The following is a 15,603-nucleotide window of genomic DNA, read 5'->3' as shown; positions in this document are numbered from 1 at the left end:
ATGTGCGCGGCAATGACCACTCGGAATTCCGGGAGAGCCGGGCGGCCGGCTCAGGCCGCCAGATCGGCCGGGGTGCGGCGCAGCTCGGTGACGGTGGTGCGCGCGTCGAGGTGTTCGTTCATCACTTCGCGGGCGTAGCTGACGCATTTGCCGCAGCAGGTGCCGACGCCGAGTTCCTTGTACAGGTCGGACATCGAAGTCAGGCCCATTTCGACGGCCTGGCGGATTTCACGGTCGGAGATGTTGTTGCAAACGCAGACGATCATGTCTTTCTTTCCTCGTTGCCTGGTATATAATGCGAATCATTCTCATTAAGGTTTGTATTCTCCCGAAATCGACACCCGAATGCAAGCGTTTTGTCGGGTCATTGAGGCAGAGTGAACACAAGTAGACAAAACGCAAATAGAAATAATTCGCATTTAGGTTTATGATGCTCACATCGTCTCATCAGTGCCGCATTGAAGCCATACGGAAACGACAACCATGACTCTCGCACCCACCCTGACCACGCTCGACGCCCTGAAGGCGGGCCAGAGCGCCACCGTGATCCACCTCGCGCCCAGCCAGGGCCATGGCGGCGATGGCGCAGACGTATCGCGCCGCCTGATGGAACTCGGCTTCGTCCCCGGCGAACGCATCCGCATGCTCAAGCGCGGCCTGCCAGGCGGCCCGGTCGCGGTCAAGGTCGGTCAATCCACGTTCGCACTGCGCCGTTTCGAGGCGGCGCTGGTCTCGATCCAGCCGGAATAAACGGAACACATCAATGGGAGCAGTAGAGCAGCAGGTCCAGGCGGCGACTGCGACAAAAGCGCCGCTCATCGCCCTGCTGGGTAATCCGAACTGCGGCAAGACCGCACTGTTCAACCGCCTCACCGGCGCGCGCCAGAAGGTCGCGAACTACGCCGGCGTCACCATCGAACGCAAGGAAGGCAGTTTCACCCTGCCGGGCGGCCGCGCCATGCGCGTGCTCGACCTGCCGGGCGCCTACAGCCTGTCCGCCCACACCCCCGACGAAGCCATCACCCGCGACGTGGTCGCCGGCCTGCGCGCGGGCGAACAGGCGCCGGACGCCGTGGTCTGCGTCGTCAACGCCACCAACCTGCGCCTGAACCTGCGCCTGGTGCTCGAGATCCGGCGCCTCGGCCTGCCGATGGTGCTGGCCCTGAACATGGTCGACGTGGCCAACAAGCGCGGCATCGAGATCGACACCGCCAGGCTGTCGCGCGAGCTGGGCATGCCGGTGGTCGAGACCGTGGCCGTGCAGTCCGGCGGCGAGAAGCCGCTGCTGGCCATGCTGGAAACCCTGTCCTTGGCCACCCCCGTGAAGCCGCACCCGCTGAGCGCGATCGACGCCGTGCCGGTCGAGGAGACCCAGCGCGAGGTGCGCCGCATTATCGAGGCCTGCGTCAGCTTCGACAAGGACACCGGCAACCTGTCGGAGCAGATCGACCAGGTCGTGCTGCACCCGGTGCTGGGCCCGGTCATCCTGGCGGTGCTGATGTTCCTGGTGTTCCAGGCCGTGTTCAGCTGGGCCGCCGCGCCGATGGACCTGATCAAGAGCGGCGTCGAAGGACTCGGCGCCTGGGTCGGCTCCAACATGGCCGAGGGCCCGCTGCGCGGCCTGATCGTCGACGGCATCTTCGGCGGCGTCGGCAGCGTGCTGGTGTTCCTGCCGCAGATCCTGATCCTGTTCTTCTTCATCCTGGTGCTGGAAGACTGCGGCTACCTGCCGCGCGCGGCCTTCCTGCTCGACCGCATGATGGGCAGCGTCGGCCTGTCCGGGCGCGCCTTCATTCCGCTGCTTTCGTCCTTCGCCTGCGCGATTCCCGGCGTGATGGCGGCGCGCACGATCCAGAATCCGCGCGACCGCCTGGTGACGATCATGATCGCGCCCCTGATGACCTGTTCCGCGCGCCTGCCGGTGTACGCGCTGGTGATCGCCGCCTTCATCCCGAATCGCGAGCTGGTCGCGGGCATCAACCTGCAAGGCCTGGTGCTGTTCGTGCTGTACGCGGCCGGCATCGTCAGCGCGATGGGCGTGGCCTGGTTCTTCAAGCGCGCCGCGCGCACCAAGGGCCAGCACCCGCTGATGCTCGAGCTGCCGGCCTACCACTGGCCGCACCTGCAGAACCTGGCCCTGGGCCTGTGGGAACGCGCGAAGATCTTCCTGACCCGCGTCGGCACCGTGATCCTGACCCTGATGGTGCTGGTCTGGTTCCTGTCCAGCTTCCCGGGCGCACCGGAAGGCGCGACCCATCCGCCGATCTACTACAGCGTGGCCGGCATGCTGGGCCGCGCCCTCGCCGTCATCTTCGAGCCGATCGGCTTCGGCTGGCAGATCTGCATCGCGCTGGTGCCGGGCATGGCCGCGCGCGAAGTGGCGGTGGGCGCGCTCGGCACCGTGTATGCGCTGTCGTCTTCGGGCGACGACGTGGCCGGCTCGCTAGCGCCGCTGATCGCCCACTCCTGGAGCATGGCGACCGCGCTGTCGCTGCTGGCCTGGTACGTGTTCGCGCCGCAGTGCCTGTCGACCCTGTCCGTGGTGCGGCGCGAGACCGGCAGCATCCGCTGGGCCTTCGTCATGGCCGGCTACATGTTCGCGTTGGCCTATATCGCCTCCTTCATCACCTACCACGTGGCGCGCTACGCCCTCGGGAGCTGAGATGCTCGCCCAGTACCTGGTGGTCGGCCTGATCGTGCTGCTGGCGGCAGGCTACGCCGCCGCCAAGTACCTGCCGCTGTCCTGGCGCCGCAAGATCGTCTACCAATTCTCCGACGGCTCGGGCAAGGGCTGGCTGGCGCGCTGGCTGGACAAGGATGCCGGCTGCGGCAGCGGCTGCGATACCTGCGGGACCTGCGCGCCGGCGCCGATGCCGGAGAAGGATGAGAAGGGCCGCAAGATCATCCAGGTGCACGTGAAGCGTTAATCGTCATTCCCGCGCAGGCGGGAATCCAAGTTTCGTGATCAGAGCATACTTTTCCTTGGGGCCCCGCCTGCGCGCCTGCGCGGGGAGTCGGGTCGGGCAATGCCCGGCACGACGTACTCAGGCCGCCGGCCGCCGGCGCCACAAACCCACCGTCCCCAGCCCCGCCGCCAGCATCGCCCAGGCGGGCGCCTCCGGCACCGGCGACACCGCGGAAGCCGACACCATGCTCAGCACCGTGTTCTCGTTCCACAGCAGGTGGTGTTCGACCGTGTTGTAGGGCGTGATCCGGTAGTCGTAACTCAGCTTGCCCGTCTCGGTCAGGTGGCCGCCGCTGTTCCAGCCTTCGGGATCGCCGCCGTATTCGCCGAGGCTGAACGACAGGCCGCTATTCGGCGAGAAGACGAAGCTGTCGGCGCCGCAGTGGTAATACGCATTGCTGGACGCGGCGCAGGCCGCGTAGTCCATGGAGCCGATGGTGAGCGGCGGCTTCCCGGTCGTAGAAGCCGGTGTAGGTAAAGGTCCAGAGGGCGGATTGGGCATGCGCGAGCGCACTGCCGAACAACAGGGCGGTGGCGGGTTCAGCCTACACCTGTCTGTGTCGAAAGTCCTGCCCATCTTTAACATTTGTCGCCGAGCGGCGACAAGCTGTGGCTACTTCACCACCGGCAGTTCGATCGCGCTTTCCATGCCCGGCGCGTGGTAGACCCGCTGGGTCGCCTTGCGGTAATCGCCCGGCTTCGCGTAGAAGATGTTCGGCACGAAGGTCTGCGGGTTGCGGTCGTAGAGCGGGAACCAGCTGGACTGGATCTGCACCATGATGCGGTGGCCCGGCAGGAAGACGTGGTCGACGTTCGGCAGCGCGAAGCGGTAGCGTTCGGCCTTGTTGGCGGGGATCGCGGCCGGCTTGTCGAAGCCCTGGCGGTAGCGGCCGCGCAGGATGTCCATCGCGATCGGCAGCTGGTAGCCGCCCATCTCCGGCTGGGCCGCGACTTCGTCCGGATAGACGTCGATCAGTTTCACGACCCAGTCGCTGTCGGTGCCGCTGGTGGACGCGAACAGGTTGACCATCGGTTCGCCGGCCAGCGCCAAAGGCTGGCCGAGGGGTTCGCTCACATAGGTCAGCACGTCCGGGCGGTCCGAATACGAGCGCTGGTCGGTCACCAGCCAGGGCTTCCAGACCGTGCCCTCGCTCATGCGCACGGGACGCGGCACGAAGGGCACCGGCTTTGCCGGGTCGGACACGTATTCGTCGAAGGCGGCGGCCTTGCTGTCGCCCTTCTCGAAGCCGAGCGAGAAGCCCGGCTTCAGGTACATCTTCGTCGAACTCGGGACCAGCGGCCACTGCTCCAGCCTGCGCCAGCGGTTCACACCGGTTTGATACGACCATACCGGCGGCGTGTCGAACGTCGGCGCGCCATCCTTCAGGTACTGGTTAAAGAAGGGCAGCATGACCTCGCGGCGGAACTGCTGGGCGGTGTCGCCGGTGAATTTCAGCGCGCCCAGCGAGGAGCCCTCGTAGTTCACGCCGCTGTGGCGCCAGGGCCCGACCACCAGCGAATTCATGCGATTGTCCTTGTCCTTCGGCTCCACCGCCGCATAGGTCGCGTAGGCGCCGTAGATGTCTTCCTGGTCCCAGCGGCCGACCACGGTCATGGTCGGCACCGCCAGCGGTTTCCTGGCCAGGATGCGGTCCAGCGCCTGCTCCTGCCAGAAGCTGTCGTAGGCCGGGTGCTCGAAGATCTTCTTCGTGAAATTCAGCTGGTCGACGCCGTACAGGTGGGCGAAATCGAAGGTCGAGCCGGCGCGCAGGAAAGCGTCGTAGTCGTCGAAGGTGCCGGTGACGATGCGCTCGCCCGCGCCGCGCGCCGAGTTCTGGCCGGCGATGTAATCGAGATTCGTATTGCGGAAGGCGCCGTTGTGGAACCAGTCGTCGCCGCGCCAGCCGTCCACCATGGGGCTCATCGGCACCGCGGCCTTCAGCGCGGGGTGGGGCTCGACCAGCGCCATCAGCACCGTAAAGCCTTCGTACGAGGAGCCGACCATGCCGACCTTGCCGTTCGATTCCTTGATGTTCTTGACCAGCCAGTCGATGGTGTCCCAGGCATCCGTGCTGTGGTCGACCTGGGTGTTGTTCAGCGGGCCGCGCACCGGGCGCGTCATCACGTAGTCGCCTTCGGAGCCGTACTTGCCGCGCACGTCCTGGAACACGCGGATGTAGCCGTTGGCGATGAAGGCGTCGTCGCCGTCGCCCAGAATGGAGCTGATGTGCGGGCTCTTCATGCGGCCGGCGCGGCCGGATGCGTTGTAGGGCGTGCGGGTCAGCATGATGGGCGCGTGCGCTGCGCCCTTCGGAATCACGATCACGGTGTGCAGCTTGACGCCGTCGCGCATCGCGATCATCACTTCCTGTTTGGTGTAATCCGCGTTCGGGACCGTGATGGAGAATTTGTCGGGCGGGATGTCGGGCGCCATCGGCGGCGTCTGGGCCATGGCCGCGCCGCCGAGCGCGGCGAGCAGCAGGGGAAGAACGGACAGGGACGGCAGGCGCGAACGCGACATCGGATTCTCCATGAAGTTGCATCCAAGCATATCACCCAAGTGGCGAATCGGTGCAATCGTGTGCTACGCCACCTTGAACGCGCTGAACACTTCACTGAGGCGCTGCGCCTGCTCGTTCATCGCCGCCGCCGCGGCGGCAGCCTGCTCGACCAGGGCCGCGTTCTGCTGGGTCGCATCGTCCATGCCGGCGATGGCCTGGTTGACCTGGCCGATGCCTTCCTGCTGCTGTTCGCTGGCGCCAGCGATCTCGCCGATGATGCCGTTCACACGGTCGACGCTGGCGACGATTTCCCGCATCGTGTCGCCGGCCTGGCGCACCAGCGCCGAGCCGTCGTCGACCTTGCGCACGGAATCGTCGATCAGGCTGCGCACTTCCCTGGCCGCCGCCGCCGAACGCTGCGCCAGCGCGCGCACTTCGCCGGCCACGACCGCGAAGCCGCGGCCTTGTTCGCCGGCGCGCGCCGCTTCCACCGCCGCGTTCAGGGCCAGGATATTGGTCTGGAAAGCGATGCCGTCGATGACGCCGATGATGTCCGCGATCCGCTGCGCCGAGCCGTGGATCGCATCCATGGTCTCGACCACGCGGCCGACGACCAAGCCGCCGCGCTGCGCCACCTCGCTCGCCGACGAAGCCAGGCTGCTGGCGTGGCGCGCATTGGCGGCGTTCTGCTGCACGGCGCCGGTCAGCTCTTCCATCGTGGCCGCGGTTTCCTGCAGCGCGCCGGCCTGCTGTTCGGTACGGCTCGACAGGTCCTGGTTGCCGCTCGCGATCTGGGTCGAGGCGCTGGCGATGGTGCGGATGCCGGCGTCGACTTCGCCGACGATGCCGGACAGGCTGTCGTTCATCTCGCGCAGGGCGCGCAGCAGCTGGGCCGTCTCGTCCTGGCCCCTGGCCTCGATGACGGTGGTGAGATCGCCGGCGGCCACCGTGTTCGCCAGCGTCACGGCGCGCGCCAGCGGCAGGCGGATGCTGCGCGAGATCAGGTGGCCTGCCAGCATCAGCACGCCCGAGAGCAGGGCGGCCGCCAGCGAGAACCCGATCACGCGCGGCCAGAACACGGCGCCGATGGCATCCAGGTAGACGCCCGAGCCGACCACCCAGCCCCAGCCCGGCACCGCCTTCACATACGAGATCTTCGGCACCGGCTTGTCGCTGCCCGGCTTGGGCCACATATAGGCGATGAAGCCGCCGCCCTGGTTCTTCGCCACGTCGACCATGACGCGGAACAGGTACAGGCCGTTCGGGTCGGTCATGTCGCCCACGTCCTTGCCTTCCAGCTTGGTATTCGGATGCATCAGCATGCGCGGCTGCATGTCGTTGACCCAGAAGTATTCCTGGCCGTCGTAGCGCAGCGCGCGCAGCGCTTCCAGCGCCTCGTGCCTGGCCTGGTCGGCGGGCAGGGCGCCGCTGGCGGCCAGCTGCTCATAGCGGGCGATCACGCCGCCGGCGACTTCGACGGCCTGGCGCACGGCGCGGCCGCGTTCGTCGCCGATCAGCTGGCGCTCGGACACCAGGAAGCCGGCGGCGACGGCGGCGATGCCGAGACCCGTGATGAGGGTGAGGAGCCCGAGCTTCCTCGCGATGTTCAGGCTGGAGAAACGATTCATGGAGATGAAATCAGAAAATAACAATTGTCAGTATTGACGGAAGTTGGCGAGTATACATGCAAGTTGCATTAAAACAATAAAAAATTGCCGGAACTGCTGATGACTACTGGCAAACACGCAACAGTGCTAAGCTAGCGCCATTTCACGCGACCCCGGCCTCACATGATCATCGTCCATCACCTGAACAACTCCCGCTCCCAGCGCATCCTTTGGCTGCTGGAGGAACTCGGCCTGGCCTACGAGATCAAAAAATACCAGCGCGACCCGAAGACGATGCTGGCGCCGCCCGAGCTGCGCGCCGTGCACCCGCTCGGCAAATCGCCGGTGATCCAGGACGGCGAGACCATCGTGGCCGAATCCGGCGCCATCATCGAGTATCTGGTCGGGCGCTACGGCGAGGGCCGCCTGGCGCCGGCGGCCGGCACGCCGGAGCGCCTGCGCTACACCTATTTCCTGCATTACGCCGAAGGGTCGGCCATGCCGCCGCTGCTATTGAAACTGGTGTTCGACCGCGTCGAGAGCACGCCCGCGCCCTTCTTCGTGCGCCCGATCGCGCGCGCCATCGCGCGCAAGGTCAAGGACAGCTTCGTGCTGCCGCAGATCCGCCAGCACCTGGCCTTCCTCGAAGGCGAACTGGGGCAACGCGCGTGGTTTGCGGGCGACGACTTCTCGGCGGCCGACATCCAGCTCAGCTTCCCGCTGGAGGCCGCCGCGGCGCGCGGCGGGCTGGACGCGCAGTATCCGAAGCTGAGCGCCTTCCTCGAACGCATCCACGCGCGCCCGGCCTATGCGCGCGCGCTCGAACGGGGCGGGAAGTACGATTTCGTGAAGTAAGCCTATGGCAAAGCTGCTGGCCATCGACGGCCTGAACATCGTCCGCCGGGTGTACGAGGCGAGTCCCGAGCCGGACTCGGACCTGAAGGCCAGCATCGCCCTGCGCCACGCCTTCTCGTCCTTCCGCAACGTGCTGGACGCGCATGCGCCGACCCACGTGCTGGCGGCTTTCGACTACGGCGGCGAGACCTGGCGCCACGCGCTGTATCCGCGCTACCGCGAAGGGCGGGCGCCCATGCCCTCGGACCTGCGCAAGGCCCTGCCCGAATTCCACCAGCGCCTGCGCGAGGCCGGCCTGCACGTGCTGATGATTCCCGAGGTCGAGGCCGACGACGTGATCGCCACCGGCGTGATGCGCTGGCTGTCGGAAGGACGCGGCGACGCGGTGGTCGCCACCACCGACAAGGACCTGCACGCATTGATCGCGCACGGCGCCCTGGTGTGGGACCATTTCAAGGGCGAGTGGCACGACGATGCCTGGGTGCGGCATAAATTCGGCGTGGCGCCGGAGCGACTGCACGACCTGCTGGCGCTGATGGGCGACGCGACCGACGGCGTGCCGGGCGTGTCGAAGATCGGCATGAAGACGGCGGCGCGCCTGCTGAATGCCTACGGCAGCCTGGAAGCCGTGATGGCCGGCGCCGGCATCCTCAAGACGCCGCTGGGCGAGCGCCTGCGCGCCGAGCGCGGGATCCTCGAGGTCTCGCGCAAGCTGGTCGAGCTGAAGACCGACGTGAAGCTCGGGGTGAGCTGGAACATGCTCGCCTACGACAGCTTCTGACTACAAGGAATCAACGATGCTGAAGGCAGTGATTGTCGACTCGAACGCGATTTCGCGCGGCCTGCTCAACACCGTCCTGATGGACGCCGGCCACGAGGTGGTCGGCCAGACCCATACCAGCCATGCGGGTTTCCTGCTGGCGCAGAAGCACCACCCGCACATCTTCTGCATCGCGCGCGAGCAGGTCGAGGACGGCAACGACGTGGTCGAACAGCTGCGCGCCCAGCTGCCCAAGACCATGATCTTCATGGTGTCCGGGACGCTGGACGCGCCGGCGGTGCAGGCGGCGCTGGCGCGCGGGGTGCAGGGCTTCATCGTGAAGCCCTTCAAGGCGGATGCGGTGCTGAAGACGATCCGCAGCACGGTGCTGGCGATCGTCAGGCAGCACCGCGGCGGCTGATTTTGTTCAGGCGCTGCGCGCGGCGGTCAGCAGGCCCATTTCGTCGGAGCTGAGCAGCTTGTCGATGTCGAGCAGGATCAGCATGCGCTCGCCGACGGTGCCCAGGCCCATCAGGTAGTCGGCGGCGACGCTGGCGCCCAGGTCCGGCGCGGCCTTGATCTGGTCCGGGGTCAGGGTCACGACGTCGGACACGCTGTCGACCACCACGCCGATGGTGTGGCCGTTGATGTTCAGGACGATCACCACGGTGAAGGCATCATAGGTCGGATCGCCGACCCCGAACTTGATGCGCATGTCCACGATCGGCACGATGATGCCGCGCAGGTTGACCACGCCCTTCAGGTAATCCGGCGCGCTCGCGATGCGGGTGACGTTGTCGTAGCCGCGGATTTCCTGGACCTTGAGAATGCTGAGCGCGTACTCTTCGCCGCCCAGACGGAACGACAGCACTTCTGTCGTGTTGTTGACGATGCCTTCAGCCATGGCTGCTCCTTGTGTTCTTCAATTATTTTGCCGTTCGGCAACTTTGGTGAAGATTACGGCATTTCCGCGGGGAGTTCGATGGAGAAATGGCAAGCGGGGGCACATTTCGTGAAATTTGGGGGGAGGATGCAACACAATCCCCCGACGCTCAGCTTGCAGCCGAATCGATAATCCCGCCACCCAGACAAACATCCCCGTCATACAACACCGCCGACTGCCCCGGCGTCACCGCCCACTGCGGCTCGTCGAAGCGCAGGCTGAAGCGGTCCAGCCCTTCCGGCGCCACGCTGCAGGCCACGTCGGCCTGGCGGTAGCGGGTCTTGGCGGACAGCGCACGCGGCGCAGGCGCTTCGCCGGCGATCCAGCTGGCCTGGCCCGCGCCCAGTTCCGCGGACAGCAGCCACGGATGGTCGTGGCCCTGCACGATGTACAGGGTGTTGTTGGCGATATCCTTGCGCGCGACGAACCACGGCTCGCTGGTGCCGTCCGCGTTCTTGTGGGACTTCAGGCCGCCGATGCCGATGCCTTTTCGCTGGCCGAGCGTGTAGAAGGACAGGCCGACGTGCTCGCCGACCGTCTGGCCGTTATCCAGCTTGATCGGGCCCGGCTTGTGCTGCAGGTAGCGGCCCAGGAATTCGCGGAAGGGGCGCTCGCCGATGAAGCAGATGCCGGTCGAGTCCTTCTTGGCGGCGTTCGGCAGCTGCAGCTTTTCGGCGATCTTGCGCACCTCGGTCTTGGCGATCTCGCCCAGCGGGAACAGGGCCTTCGAGAGCTGCGCCTGGTTCAGGCGGTGCAGGAAGTAGCTCTGGTCCTTGGTCGAATCGAAGGCTTTCAGCAGTTCGAATTTGCCGGTCCCCGGGTTCTCGCGCACGCGCGCATAGTGGCCGGTCGCGATCAGGTCGGCGCCCAGCTTCATGGCGTGGTCGAGGAAGGCCTTGAACTTGATCTCGGCGTTGCACAGCACGTCCGGATTCGGCGTGCGGCCGGCCTGGTACTCGCGCAGGAACTCCGCGAACACGCGGTCCTTGTATTCGGCGGCGAAGTTGACGGCCTCGATGTCCACGCCGACCACGTCGGCCACGCTGGCCGCGTCGATCCAGTCCTGGCGCGTGGAGCAGTATTCGGAGTCGTCGTCGTCTTCCCAGTTCTTCATGAACAGGCCGATGACTTCGTAACCCTGTTCTTTCAGCATCCAGGCCGCGACCGAGGAGTCGACGCCGCCCGACATCCCGATCACGACTTTTTTCTTGGTCATTACATTACGTCCGGTTGCATTGGCAGTCCGCCATGAAAGACGGACTCATCTGTATATATCAGGTCCAGCGAGGTGCGCTTGCCGGCCAGGTAGTCGTCCACGCATTTCAGCACGGCCGGGCTGCGGTGCCGCTCCTGGCAGGCCGCGAGTTCGTCGCGGGTCATCCACAAGGTGCGCAGGATGCCATCGTCGAGCGGCCGGTCGTATTGCTTGCCCGGCTTGCCGCAGAAGGTGAAGCGCAGGTAAGTCACATCGGCGCCGCGCGACTTCGAGTGGTAGCGCGAGATGTACATGCCGACCAGCGCCTCGGGGATGAACTCGTGCGCGGTTTCTTCCATGGCTTCGCGAATGACCGCCTGTTCCAGCGATTCGAACGGATCGAGGTGGCCAGCCGGCTGGTTCAACCGGATGCCGTCGCTGGTTTCCTCTTCGATCAGCAGGAAGCGGCCGTCATCGCGCTGGATGATGGCGGCGACGGTCACCGATGGTCTGAAGGTATGGGTCATGCGCGTCCTTGAAAATGTGCCGACATTCTACCTTGATGAAAAGGTCGTTGCTTGCACGCACGCTGCATTGCAACAGTTCCGGCCAGGGTTTTCGCTTGATTTGATACAAAAAACAGTGGGATATGCCTAGGTCTGTAACACGTTGAGCAGGAAAATTGCCGATCTGTTTACGAAATACCACTGATCGGTATTGACAACGGCTCTTGTCCGCTTTTGCATGCTAGATTGTAGACAGTTTATCAATTTAATGGGGGCATCATGAAGATTGGTGTACCGGCCGAATCGCGGCCGGGCGAAACACGCGTCGCTGCAACGCCCGAAACCGTCAAGAAGCTGGCCGCCCAGCACGAGGTGCTGGTGCAGGCAGGCGCCGGGCTGCATGCCTCCGTGCCTGACGACGCCTACGCCGCCGCCGGCGCCCGCATCGTCACCGCCCGGGAAGCGTTTCAAGCGGCGCTGGTGCTGAAAGTGCGCGCCCCGGACGCCGACGAACGCAGCCTGATGCAGCCCGGCGCGCTTCTCGTCGGCATGCTGAACCCCTTCGATACCGAAAACCTGGCCGCGATGGCCGACCAGCGCCTTACCGCCTTCGCCCTCGAAGCCGCGCCGCGCATCACCCGCGCGCAGTCGATGGACGTGCTGTCCTCGCAGGCGAACATCGCCGGCTACAAGGCGGTCATGATGGCCGCCAACGCCTACCAGCGCTTCATGCCCATGCTGATGACGGCCGCCGGCACCGTGAAGGCGGCGCGCGTGCTGATCATGGGCGTCGGCGTGGCCGGCCTGCAGGCGATCGCCACCGCCAAGCGCCTGGGCGCCGTGATCGAAGCGTCCGACGTGCGCCCGCCGGTGAAGGAGCAGGTGGAATCGCTGGGCGCCAAGTTCATCGACGTGCCCTTCATTACCGACGAAGAGAAGGAGATCGCGGCAGGCGCAGGCGGCTATGCGCGCCCGATGCCGGCCGACTGGATGCGCCGCCAGGCCGAACTGGTGCACGAGCGCGCCAGGCTGGCCGACATCGTCATCACCACCGCGCTGATCCCTGGCCGCAAGGCGCCGGTCCTGATCTCCGAAGACACGGTAAAAGCCATGAAGCCCGGCTCCATCATCGTCGACATGGCGATCGAGCAGGGCGGCAACTGCCCGCTGACGGAACTCGGCAAGACCGTGGTCAAGCACGGCGTCACCCTGATCGGCGAGCCGAACCTGCCGGCCCTGGTGGCGGCCGACGCCTCGGCCCTGTACGCGCGCAACGTGCTCGATTTCCTGAAGCTGATCGTCGACAAGAACGGCAAACTGGCCATCGATCGCGACGACGAGATCGTGAAGGCCGTGATGGTGTGCGCCGATGGGGAAGTGCTACGTAAATAACACTCATCGTCGTTCCCGCGAAGGCGGGAACCCAAGTTCAGCTAGCGTTACGCGCACAGACTTGGATCCCCGCCTGCGCGGGGAGTCAGGTCGGGCAATGCCCGGCATGACAGTAATTGGAATTCAAAAGGAGAAGCAGAGTATGGAAATCAGTCACACGATCATCAACCTGATCATCTTCGTGCTGGCGATCTACGTCGGCTACCACGTGGTGTGGACCGTCACGCCGGCCCTGCACACGCCGCTGATGGCGGTGACGAATGCGATATCGGCCATCATCATCGTCGGCGCCATGCTGGCGGCCGGCCTGACCGAAGGCGTCACCGGCCAGGTGGCGGGCACGCTGGCGGTGGCGCTGGCGGCCGTCAACGTGTTCGGCGGTTTCCTGGTCACCCAGCGCATGCTGGAGATGTTCAGGAAAAAGGAGCCGAAAGCTTCCCGCGAAGCGAAGCCCGCGCCCGCCGCGCGCGAAAAGGAGGCTGCATGAATTTCATCAGCATGAATCTGGTGACGCTGCTCTACCTGGTGGCCTCGGTATGCTTCATCCAGGCGCTGAAGGGGCTATCCTCGCCCTCGACGGCGCGCATGGGCAATGTGTTCGGCATGAGCGGGATGGCGATTGCAGTCGTCACGACCATCGCCTTGATGTTCAAGCTGAAAGAACAGATCCAGACCGGCGGCATGGGCTTCGGCCTGGTGCTGCTGGGCGTGGTGGTCGGCGGCGCGATCGGCACCGTTGCGGCGCGCAAGGTCGAGATGACCAAGATGCCGGAGCTGGTGGCGGCCATGCACTCGCTGATCGGCCTGGCGGCCGTGTGCATCGCGATCGCCGCGGTAAGCGAACCCTGGGCATTCAACATCGCCGCCCGCGACGCGGCGCTCCCCTTCGGTAACCGGCTCGAGCTGTTCATCGGTACGTTTGTGGGCGCCGTGACCTTCTCCGGTTCCGTGATCGCCTTCGGCAAGCTGGCGGGCAAATATAAATTCCGCCTGTTCCAGGGCGCGCCGGTGCGCTATCCGGGCCAGCACTTGATCAACCTGCTGGTGGCGATCGCCATCATCGCGCTGGGCCTGGTGTTCTGCTTCTCGGATGGCGTGGCGCCGGCCTGGACGCCGTATATCGTGATGGCCGTGCTGTCGTTCGTGCTGGGTGTACTCATCATCATCCCGATCGGCGGCGCCGACATGCCGGTGGTGGTGTCGATGCTGAACTCCTACTCGGGATGGGCGGCGGCGGGCATCGGCTTCTCGCTGAATAACTCGATGCTGATCATCGCCGGTTCGCTGGTGGGTTCGAGCGGCGCGATCCTCTCCTACATCATGTGCAAGGCGATGAACCGCTCCTTCTTCAATGTGATCCTGGGCGGTTTCGGCGGCGAGGCGGCAGCGCTCGATGCCGGCGGCGCGAAAGAGCAGCGTCCGGTCAAGGCCGGCTCCCCGGAGGACGCCGCCTTCATCCTGCAGAATGCGGAATCCGTGATCATCGTGCCGGGCTACGGCCTGGCGGTGGCGCGCGCCCAGCACACGGTCAAGGAACTGGTCGACAAGCTGACGGCGCACGGCGTGACGGTGCGCTACGCGATCCACCCGGTGGCGGGCCGCATGCCGGGCCACATGAACGTGCTGCTGGCCGAGGCCGAGGTGCCCTACGACCAGGTGGCGGAGATGGAGGACATCAACGGCGAGTTCGGCCAGACCGACGTGGTGCTGGTGCTGGGCGCGAACGACGTGGTGAACCCTGCCGCCAAGGATCCCAAATCCCCGATCGCCGGCATGCCCATCCTGGAGGCCTATAAAGCCAAGAGCATCATCGTCAACAAGCGCTCGATGGCGTCCGGCTATGCGGGCCTGGACAACGACCTGTTCTACCAGCCGAACACGATGATGGTGTTCGGCGATGCGAAGAAGGTGATCGAATCGATGGTAAAAGCGGTGGAGTGAAGCAGGGCGCGGGCGCGGCAAAGTCCGTCGTGCCCGCTTGCCGCAGTGATGTATCGGTAAGGCCACAGCTTTGCGTAAGGTCCACAGCCCGAATTTTCAAATTGATATAGTGGATCGGTTGTCCATCTGTTTCGTGAGGCAGCCATGCAAAAAATCAACTATCTCAACGTTGGTTGCGGCAAGAAGTTCCACCCGGCGTGGACCAACGTCGACATGGCCTCGAGCAGTCCGCACGTCGAGGTCCATAACCTCCTGCAGGGGTTTCCCTATCCCGACAAGCAGTTCGACGTCGTCTACCATTCCCAGGGCTGGAGCAGGTCCCCAAGGACAAGGCGCCCGGCTTCGTGCGCGAACGCCTGCCGGTCCTCAAACCCGGCGGCGTGCTGCGCGTGGTGGTGCCCGACCTGGAAAACATCGCCGTCGAATACCTGCGCCACCTGCAGGAAACCTCGCGCATCCGAGCGCGGTCTCAAGCGCGAATTACGACTGGATCCTGCTCGAGCTGTTCGACCAGACGGTGCGCAACCGCCCGGAAGGCGAGATGGGCGACTTCCTGAAGCAGCCGCGCCTGCCCAACGAGGACTACATCGTCGAGCGCATCGGGCACGTCGGGCGCAGCATCATCGCCCGCGGGCGCAGCCAGGCCGAGGGCAGCGCCGCCGCGCAGCCCACTCCCATGATGGCAAAGCTGAAAAAGCTCACACCCAGGAAACTGGTCAGCCACCTGCGCGTCAAGCTGCGCGACAAGCTGGGCAGCGAGGCCCTGCGCATCGGCGCCTTCCGGCTGAGCGGGGAAATCCACATGGGGATGTACGACCGCTACTCGCTGGGCCGGCTGCTGGAGCAGGCCGGCTTCACGAATGTGCGGCGTGATGTTGCCCCGCTATTCCCGGACACAGCCTGATGCTTAGTTAGCGTCAGTTTTCAGAGCCTGACGC

Annotated in this window: 17 protein-coding genes; 10 read left to right on the top strand and 7 right to left on the bottom strand. The window is 65.3% G+C overall.

Annotated elements, in window-relative coordinates; translation table 11 throughout:
- Window positions 1-50: 50 nt before the first annotated feature.
- The gene (locus ACFPO9_RS16345; RefSeq protein ID WP_230029699.1) at window positions 51-266 is read right to left on the bottom strand and encodes a (2Fe-2S)-binding protein; all 216 of its coding nucleotides are present in this window, start codon (window positions 264-266) and stop codon (window positions 51-53) included.
- A 217-nt stretch (window positions 267-483) separates the two neighbouring features.
- On the opposite strand from ACFPO9_RS16345, the gene ACFPO9_RS16340 reads away from it, so the two are divergent.
- From ACFPO9_RS16340 to ACFPO9_RS16330, 3 genes are read left to right on the top strand one after another with little or no spacing between them, the layout of a single operon-like run.
- Complete coding sequence (locus ACFPO9_RS16340) at window positions 484-750, top strand: FeoA family protein (RefSeq protein WP_230029700.1); 267 nt, start codon at window positions 484-486, stop codon at window positions 748-750.
- A 13-nt stretch (window positions 751-763) separates the two neighbouring features.
- Window positions 764-2,662, top strand: a complete 1,899-nt coding sequence (gene feoB, locus ACFPO9_RS16335; protein ID WP_379772192.1) for a ferrous iron transporter B — start codon at window positions 764-766, stop codon at window positions 2,660-2,662.
- 1 nt (window position 2,663) lies between these two features.
- The gene (locus tag ACFPO9_RS16330) at window positions 2,664-2,927 is read left to right on the top strand and encodes a DUF6587 family protein (RefSeq protein ID WP_379772191.1); all 264 of its coding nucleotides are present in this window, start codon (window positions 2,664-2,666) and stop codon (window positions 2,925-2,927) included.
- A gap of 117 nt (window positions 2,928-3,044) precedes the next feature.
- On the opposite strand, the gene ACFPO9_RS16325 is transcribed toward ACFPO9_RS16330, so the two are convergent.
- From ACFPO9_RS16325 to ACFPO9_RS16315, 3 genes are all read right to left on the bottom strand, one after another.
- Window positions 3,045-3,392, bottom strand: a complete 348-nt coding sequence (locus ACFPO9_RS16325) for a hypothetical protein (RefSeq protein WP_379772189.1) — start codon at window positions 3,390-3,392, stop codon at window positions 3,045-3,047.
- 186 nt (window positions 3,393-3,578) lie between these two features.
- Entirely contained in the window at window positions 3,579-5,486 is a 1,908-nt protein-coding gene (locus tag ACFPO9_RS16320) for a CocE/NonD family hydrolase (protein WP_379772188.1), read from the bottom strand.
- Between the two features lie 63 nt (window positions 5,487-5,549).
- Window positions 5,550-7,094 carry a methyl-accepting chemotaxis protein gene (locus ACFPO9_RS16315; protein ID WP_379772186.1) on the bottom strand — a complete coding sequence of 515 codons (1,545 nt, stop codon included), beginning with the start codon at window positions 7,092-7,094 and terminating at the stop codon, window positions 5,550-5,552.
- Window positions 7,095-7,256: 162 nt separating this feature from the next.
- Here ACFPO9_RS16315 and ACFPO9_RS16310 point away from each other — a divergent pair, with 162 nt between their 5' ends.
- From ACFPO9_RS16310 to ACFPO9_RS16300, 3 genes are read left to right on the top strand one after another with little or no spacing between them, the layout of a single operon-like run.
- A complete protein-coding gene (locus ACFPO9_RS16310; protein WP_379772184.1) occupies window positions 7,257-7,928 on the top strand; it encodes a glutathione S-transferase family protein in 672 nt (223 codons plus the stop codon).
- 4 nt (window positions 7,929-7,932) lie between these two features.
- On the top strand, window positions 7,933-8,709 hold the full coding sequence (locus ACFPO9_RS16305; protein ID WP_379772182.1) for a 5'-3' exonuclease: 777 nt from the start codon (window positions 7,933-7,935) through the stop codon (window positions 8,707-8,709).
- 16 nt (window positions 8,710-8,725) lie between these two features.
- The gene (locus tag ACFPO9_RS16300) at window positions 8,726-9,109 is read left to right on the top strand and encodes an ANTAR domain-containing response regulator (protein ID WP_379772181.1); all 384 of its coding nucleotides are present in this window, start codon (window positions 8,726-8,728) and stop codon (window positions 9,107-9,109) included.
- A gap of 6 nt (window positions 9,110-9,115) precedes the next feature.
- Here ACFPO9_RS16300 and ACFPO9_RS16295 read toward each other — a convergent pair whose 3' ends face one another.
- From ACFPO9_RS16295 to ACFPO9_RS16285, 3 genes are all read right to left on the bottom strand, one after another.
- On the bottom strand, window positions 9,116-9,592 hold the full coding sequence (locus ACFPO9_RS16295; protein ID WP_379772180.1) for a chemotaxis protein CheW: 477 nt from the start codon (window positions 9,590-9,592) through the stop codon (window positions 9,116-9,118).
- Window positions 9,593-9,740: 148 nt separating this feature from the next.
- A complete protein-coding gene (gene mnmA / locus ACFPO9_RS16290) occupies window positions 9,741-10,847 on the bottom strand; it encodes a tRNA 2-thiouridine(34) synthase MnmA (protein WP_379772178.1) in 1,107 nt (368 codons plus the stop codon).
- The gene (locus tag ACFPO9_RS16285) at window positions 10,847-11,353 is read right to left on the bottom strand and encodes an NUDIX hydrolase (RefSeq protein ID WP_379772176.1); all 507 of its coding nucleotides are present in this window, start codon (window positions 11,351-11,353) and stop codon (window positions 10,847-10,849) included. Before ACFPO9_RS16285 ends, mnmA begins: the two co-directional genes overlap by 1 nt.
- A gap of 258 nt (window positions 11,354-11,611) precedes the next feature.
- On the opposite strand from ACFPO9_RS16285, the gene ACFPO9_RS16280 reads away from it, so the two are divergent.
- The 4 genes from ACFPO9_RS16280 to ACFPO9_RS16265 all read left to right on the top strand — a co-directional run bounded on the left by ACFPO9_RS16280 (window position 11,612) and on the right by ACFPO9_RS16265 (window position 15,569).
- A complete protein-coding gene (locus ACFPO9_RS16280; protein ID WP_379772174.1) occupies window positions 11,612-12,724 on the top strand; it encodes a Re/Si-specific NAD(P)(+) transhydrogenase subunit alpha in 1,113 nt (370 codons plus the stop codon).
- A gap of 142 nt (window positions 12,725-12,866) precedes the next feature.
- Complete coding sequence (locus ACFPO9_RS16275) at window positions 12,867-13,211, top strand: NAD(P) transhydrogenase subunit alpha part 2 (RefSeq protein ID WP_379772173.1); 345 nt, start codon at window positions 12,867-12,869, stop codon at window positions 13,209-13,211.
- Window positions 13,208-14,665: an NAD(P)(+) transhydrogenase (Re/Si-specific) subunit beta gene (locus tag ACFPO9_RS16270; protein ID WP_379772171.1), complete on the top strand. Its 1,458-nt coding sequence runs from the start codon at window positions 13,208-13,210 to the stop codon at window positions 14,663-14,665. Before ACFPO9_RS16275 ends, ACFPO9_RS16270 begins: the two co-directional genes overlap by 4 nt.
- Before the next feature lie 517 nt (window positions 14,666-15,182).
- Window positions 15,183-15,569, top strand: a complete 387-nt coding sequence (locus tag ACFPO9_RS16265) for a hypothetical protein (protein WP_379772169.1) — start codon at window positions 15,183-15,185, stop codon at window positions 15,567-15,569.
- The last annotated feature ends 34 nt before the right edge of the window (window positions 15,570-15,603 follow it).

The sequence above is a fragment of the Massilia aerilata genome (assembly GCF_042656905.1).
GTDB classification, from domain to species: domain Bacteria; phylum Pseudomonadota; class Gammaproteobacteria; order Burkholderiales; family Burkholderiaceae_D; genus Telluria; species Telluria aerilata.
The sequence above is the reverse complement of the archived record's forward strand: the minus strand, read 5'-3'. Positions and strand labels throughout refer to the sequence as shown.